Annotated in this window: 6 protein-coding genes; 5 read left to right on the forward strand and 1 reads right to left on the reverse strand. The window is 74.6% G+C overall.

Translation table 11 applies throughout. The annotated features are described in order from the left end of the window. The first annotated feature begins 24 nt into the window (after positions 1-24). A complete protein-coding gene (locus ACFWEK_RS18380; protein ID WP_430547348.1) occupies positions 25-2,085 on the forward strand; it encodes an ATP-dependent DNA helicase in 2,061 nt (686 codons plus the stop codon). A gap of 9 nt (positions 2,086-2,094) precedes the next feature. Further along, the gene (locus ACFWEK_RS18385; RefSeq protein WP_430554969.1) at positions 2,095-3,054 is read left to right on the forward strand and encodes an L-lactate dehydrogenase; all 960 of its coding nucleotides are present in this window, start codon (positions 2,095-2,097) and stop codon (positions 3,052-3,054) included. 24 nt (positions 3,055-3,078) lie between these two features. Here the strand turns inward: ACFWEK_RS18385 and lexA are convergent, their stop codons facing one another. Next, positions 3,079-3,909 (reverse strand): transcriptional repressor LexA, encoded by an 831-nt coding sequence (gene lexA, locus ACFWEK_RS18390; protein ID WP_430554970.1) that lies wholly within the window; start codon positions 3,907-3,909, stop codon positions 3,079-3,081. Positions 3,910-4,155: 246 nt separating this feature from the next. Here lexA and ACFWEK_RS18395 point away from each other — a divergent pair, with 246 nt between their 5' ends. From ACFWEK_RS18395 to ACFWEK_RS18405, 3 genes are all read left to right on the forward strand, one after another. Next, positions 4,156-4,494: a LysM peptidoglycan-binding domain-containing protein gene (locus tag ACFWEK_RS18395; RefSeq protein WP_430547351.1), complete on the forward strand. Its 339-nt coding sequence runs from the start codon at positions 4,156-4,158 to the stop codon at positions 4,492-4,494. 113 nt (positions 4,495-4,607) lie between these two features. Beyond that, positions 4,608-5,090 (forward strand): transcriptional regulator NrdR, encoded by a 483-nt coding sequence (gene nrdR, locus ACFWEK_RS18400; protein WP_430547352.1) that lies wholly within the window; start codon positions 4,608-4,610, stop codon positions 5,088-5,090. A 132-nt stretch (positions 5,091-5,222) separates the two neighbouring features. Next, complete coding sequence (locus tag ACFWEK_RS18405) at positions 5,223-5,402, forward strand: DUF5302 domain-containing protein (RefSeq protein WP_429762202.1); 180 nt, start codon at positions 5,223-5,225, stop codon at positions 5,400-5,402. Positions 5,403-5,430: the final 28 nt, after the last annotated feature.

Consider the following 5,430-nt stretch of genomic DNA (forward strand, 5'->3'; position numbering starts at 1 on the left):
GGCGGGGTGCCCTAGGATCGACGGGTGACCTCCGCCGACGCCCCCGACGCCCCGCAGCTCCTCGACCTGGCGGTGGGGGCCCTCGGGGGCGGACGGCGGGAGGGCCAGCGCCGCATGGCGGAGGCGGTGGCCGAGGCCGTCGACGACGGCCGGCACCTGCTGGTGCAGGCGGGCACGGGGACGGGCAAGTCGCTCGCGTACCTCGTCCCGGCGGTACGGCACGCGGTCGTCGACGGCAGGCGCGTCATCGTCTCCACCGCGACCCTGGCGCTGCAGCGCCAGGTGGTCACGCGCGACCTGCCGCTGGTCGCCGAGACGGTGGGGCCGAAGCTGCCCCGCCCTCCCAAGGTCGCGCTGCTCAAGGGCTGGCACAACTACCTGTGCAAGCACAAGGTGACCGGGGGCTACCCCGTCGAGGGCGCGACGCTCTTCGACCTGCCGGCCGACCCCGGCCCCGGCGAGGGCGCGGGCGCCGAGCAGCACCCGGCGCCGCCCGGCCCCCGCGGACGCGGCGGGCGCGCCGACGACACGGCGACGCTGGCCGACCACGTGCGCCGGCTGCACGGCTGGGCCGACGAGACCGACACGGGCGACCGGGACGACCTCGTGCCCGGGGTCCCCGACAAGGCCTGGCGCCAGGTGTCCGTCACCGCCCTGGAGTGCCTGGGGCAGCGGTGCCCGCTCCTGGCGGAGTGCTTCCCCGAGCGGGCCCGCGCGGCGGCCCGCGAGGCCGACGTCGTCGTCACCAACCACGCCATGCTCGGCATCGCCGTCTCGGGGAACCCGGGCGTGCTGCCGGAGCACGACGCGGTCGTCGTCGACGAGGCGCACGAGCTCGCCGAGCGTGTGACGGCGGCCGCGACCGTCGACCTCTCGCTGACGATCGTGGAGCACGCCGCGCGCCTCGCCCGGCGGCACGGCGGCACCGAGACGGAGGCGCTCGACGCCGCCTCCCAGCGCCTGGGCACCCTGCTCGCCACCGCGCCCGCGGAACGCTTCCCGCTCGGCCTTCCGGACGAGCTGCGCGCCGCCGTGGGCGCCGTGCGTGACGCGGCGCGCGAGCTCCTCACGCGCCTCAAGCCCCAGGGCGCGGGGAAGGGGCAGGAGGCGCCGGATGCCGGGATGAAGATGGCGCAGTCCGCCGTCCTGCAGCTCTTCGAGGTCGCGGAGCGGATGGCGGCCGAGGACACGACGGCGGACGTGCTCTGGTGCTCGCGTCCGCCGGAGAACGCTCCGTGGGCCGGCGACGGCGTCACGCGCCTGCACGCCGCGCCGCTGGCGGTGGCGGGGCTCATCCGCACGCACCTCCTGGGCGAGGCGACCGGCGTGTTCACGTCGGCCACCCTCACGCTCGGCGGCACCTTCGACCCGGTGGCGCGCTCGCTCGGCCTCGCGGGCTCGGGCGGTTCCGACGAGACGGCGGACTGGTCCGGGCTGGACGTCGGCAGCCCGTTCGACTACCCGCGCCAGGGCATCCTCTACGTCGCGCGGCACCTGCCCGCGCCTGGGCGGGAACCGACCACGGACGCCCAGCTCGACGAGATCGCGGGACTGATCGAGGCCGCGGGAGGACGGACTCTCGGGCTGTTCTCGTCCCGCCGAGCGGCGCAGGCCGCGGCGGAGGCGATGCGCGAACGGCTGGACGTGCCCGTGCTGTGCCAGGGCGACGACCAGCTGCCGACGCTCGTCAAGGCGTTCGCCGACGACCCGAAGACCTGCCTGTTCGGCACGCTGTCCCTGTGGCAGGGCGTGGACGTCCCGGGCCCGAGCTGCCAGCTGGTGCTCGTGGACCGGATCCCGTTCCCGCGCCCGGACGACCCGGTGAAGGCGGCCCGTGCCCGCTCCGTGGAGCAGGCGGGCGGCAACGGGTTCATGCAGGTCTCGGCCACGCACGCCGCCCTGCTGCTGGCGCAGGGCGCCGGCCGGCTCGTGCGCACGGGGGAGGACCGCGGCGTCGTGGCCGTGCTCGACCCCCGGCTCGCGACCGCCCGCTACGGCTCCTTCCTCACCCGGTCCATGCCGGACTTCTGGCCGACCACCGACGGGGAGCTCGTCCGCGCTGCGCTCCGGCGCCTCGACACATAGCGTGTGGCCGTGGACGAGACACGCAGGACGACCAAGCTCGCGATCGTCGGGGCGGGCGCGGTGGGCTCCACCCTCGCGTACGCAGCGCTGGCCCGGGGCGCGGCCCGGTCCGTCGCCCTCCTGGACGTCAACCGCGCGAAGGTCGAGGCCGAGGTGCTCGACCTTCGGCACGGGGGCATGTTCATCCCCCAGGCCGAGATCGACGGCTCGGACGACGTGGAGGTCTGTCGCGGCGCCGACATCGTCGCGGTGACGGCGGGAGCCAAGCAGAAACCCGGCCAGAGCCGCCTCGACCTGGCCGAGGCGACGGTCGGCCTCACGCGGTCCATCCTGCCGGGCCTGCTCGAGGTGGCCCCGGACGCCGTGTTCCTCATGGTCACCAACCCGGTCGACGTCGTCACCTACGCCGCGCAGGAGATCAGCGGCCTGCCCCGGGGCCGGGTGTTCGGCAGCGGGACCGTCCTCGACTCGTCCCGGCTGCGCGACGCGCTGGCCCGCCACTGCGGGGTGGCCGTCGGGAACGTGCACGCGAACATCGCGGGCGAGCACGGCGACTCGGAGATCGTGCTGTGGAGCTCCGCGACGATCGCCGGCGTGCCTCTCCTGGACTGGCGGCCGTTCCGGGGGCACCCGCCCCTCGACGAGCCCGCCCGGCGGCGCATCGCGACCGACGTCGTGGAGTCCGCCTACCGCGTCATCGCCGGCAAGGGGGCGACCAACTACGCGGTCGGTCTGGCCGCGACCAGGATCATCGAGGCGGTGCTCAACGACGAGCACCGCGTGATGAACGTGTCGTCGCGCCTCGACGACTTCTACGGCATCAGCGACGTCTGCCTGTCGGTACCGTCGCTCGTCGGCCGACGGGGCGTGGCGGAGACGATCGACACGCCGCTGTCGGACGACGAGGTCGCCGGGCTGCGCGCGTCGGCCGAGAGCATGCGGGCCGTGCAGCAGCGCCTCGGGTTCTGACGGCCCGGGGCGCCGCACCGGCGCTCAGAGGCTGCGGAGCACCGCCACGACCCGGCCGAGCACCTGCGCCTCGTCGCCCGGGATGGGGGAGTAGGCGGCGTTCTGCGGCAGCAGCCAGGTGTGCCCGTCGGCCTGCTTGAAGGTCTTGACCGTGGCTTCGCCGTCGATCATCGCGGCGACGACCTCCCCGTTCTCGGCGACGGGCTGGCTGCGCACGACCACCCAGTCGCCGTCGCAGATCGCGGCGTCGACCATCGAGTCGCCCGCGACCTTGAGCAGGAACAGGTCGCCGTCGCCGACGACCTGCCGGGGGAGCGGGAAGACGTCCTCGACGACCTGCTCCGCGAGGATGGGGCCTCCGGCGGCGATCCGGCCGACCAGCGGGACGTAGGACGGGGCCTGGGCCGGCTGCGCGTCGGACGCGGCGAGCGACCCGGCCACGTACCCGGGAGCGGGGTCGGCGTCGGGAGCGGCGGCCACGACGGCGGGCGTCTCGGGGTCGACGACCTCGATCGCGCGCGGCCGGTTGGGGTCGCGGCGCAGGTAGCCCTTGCGCTCGAGCGTGGTGAGCTGGTGCTTGACCGAGGACGGGCTCGCCAGGCCCACGGCCTCGCCGATCTCGCGCATGGTCGGCGGGTAGCCGCGGGCCTCGACGGAGCTGCGGATGGTCTCGAGCACGCGCCGCTGGCGGGGCGTGAGGCGGTCGGACGACGGAGAGAGCTCGCTCACCGACGCCAGCGCGGTCGTGGAGGCGCCGGCCGTCGTGGTGGCCGCGTCCTCGAGGGTCTCGTCCTGGGCAGCCCATGGCGTCGCCGTCGTCGTGGACGCCGGGGCCTGGTCCCGTCCGCTGGTCATCGCGTTCTCCGTCCTGCAGGGCGCGGCCCGTGGGCGGGCCGATGAAATCCGACAAACCTTCCATCGCGCTGTCGGCCACTCTAAGCCAGTTCCGGCCCGACATCAAACATCTGTTCGATCGGACCTCGACCGTGTCGCCGGGACGTGGTACACCTAGTACAGCAGTTCGACGTACAGGTGTTCGAAGAACAGACGTTCGACGGAGCGGCCGCCTCGCGCGGCACCACGTGGACCGGAGGCAGGACGATGCAGAACGCACGCAGCACCAGCGACGCGCACGGTTTCCTCGGGCTCGGAGGGCTCCGGCTCACCCGCAGGGGCCGGGTGGTGGTCGCGGCCCTCGTGCTCCTCGTGCTCGTGGGCGCGGGGCTGTTCGGCCAGCGCGCCGTCGCCGAGTCGCCGGGCGCGGGCGTCGAGGTCCGGCTCCAGACGGTGGCGCCCGGCGACACCCTCTGGCAGTACGCGCAGCAGGTGCGCGACACGGGCGAGGATCTGCGCGACGTGGTCGCCGAGCTCCGCGACCTCAACGGGCTCACGTCGGCGGAGCTCCAGACCGGGCAGGTCGTGGTGCTCCCGCTGGACTGACGGCGAGGACCGGCGCGCCCGCCGCGGGGATCCTGCTTGCGCGGACGGTCGCCCGCCGCTTACCTTGTCGGGCAGCCGGGCGCCGGTCCGGAGCCGAGCGCAGGAGACCAGCGATGCACTGCCCGTTCTGCCGCCATGCGGACTCGCGAGTCGTCGACTCGCGCACCTCCGACGACGGCTCGTCCATCCGACGCCGGCGTCAGTGCCCCGCGTGCCAGCGCCGGTTCACCACGATCGAGACGGCCAGCCTGTCGGTGGCCAAGCGCTCCGGGGTGACCGAGCCCTTCAGCCGGGACAAGGTCGTGGCGGGCGTGCGCAAGGCGTGCCAGGGCCGGCCGGTGAGCTCCGACGACCTCGCCGTCCTCGCGCAGAAGGTCGAGGAGACCCTGCGCGCCTCCGGCCGCCCCGAGATCGAGGCGAACGAGGTCGGTCTGGCGATCCTCGGGCCGCTGCGCGAGCTGGACGAGGTCGCCTACCTGCGCTTCGCCAGCGTCTACCAGTCGTTCGAGTCCCTCGAGGACTTCGAGTCGGCGATCACCTCGCTGCGGGCGGAGCGGGACGAGCGCGCCACCGCCGGCAGCGGCACGACCGCCTGACGCCCGGGTCGCCCGGTCCGGGCGAAATGCCCTGGCGCGGGGTGGCGGCCCGGGGCATGCTGGACGCCACCAGGTGCTGCGCGGCCCCGCCGCGCGAGCACACCCACCCCGACGGACGACGAGGTGACCGCGATGACGGACGACTCCAGGGCGAAGCCCTCCGAGGACACGAAGGCGCGCTTCCGGGAGGCGCTGGAGAAGAAGAACGCCGCCAGCCACCCGACCGCCGGCAAGGACGGCAACACCGGCCAGGTGCACGGCTCGGAGACGACCGGGCCCGTGCAGAAGATGTTCCGCCGCAAGTCGGGCTGAGCACCGGCCGACGCGCGAAGGGCGGCCC

This window comes from Isoptericola sp. NPDC060257, from assembly GCF_042726645.1.
GTDB lineage: Bacteria > Actinomycetota > Actinomycetes > Actinomycetales > Cellulomonadaceae > Isoptericola > Isoptericola nanjingensis.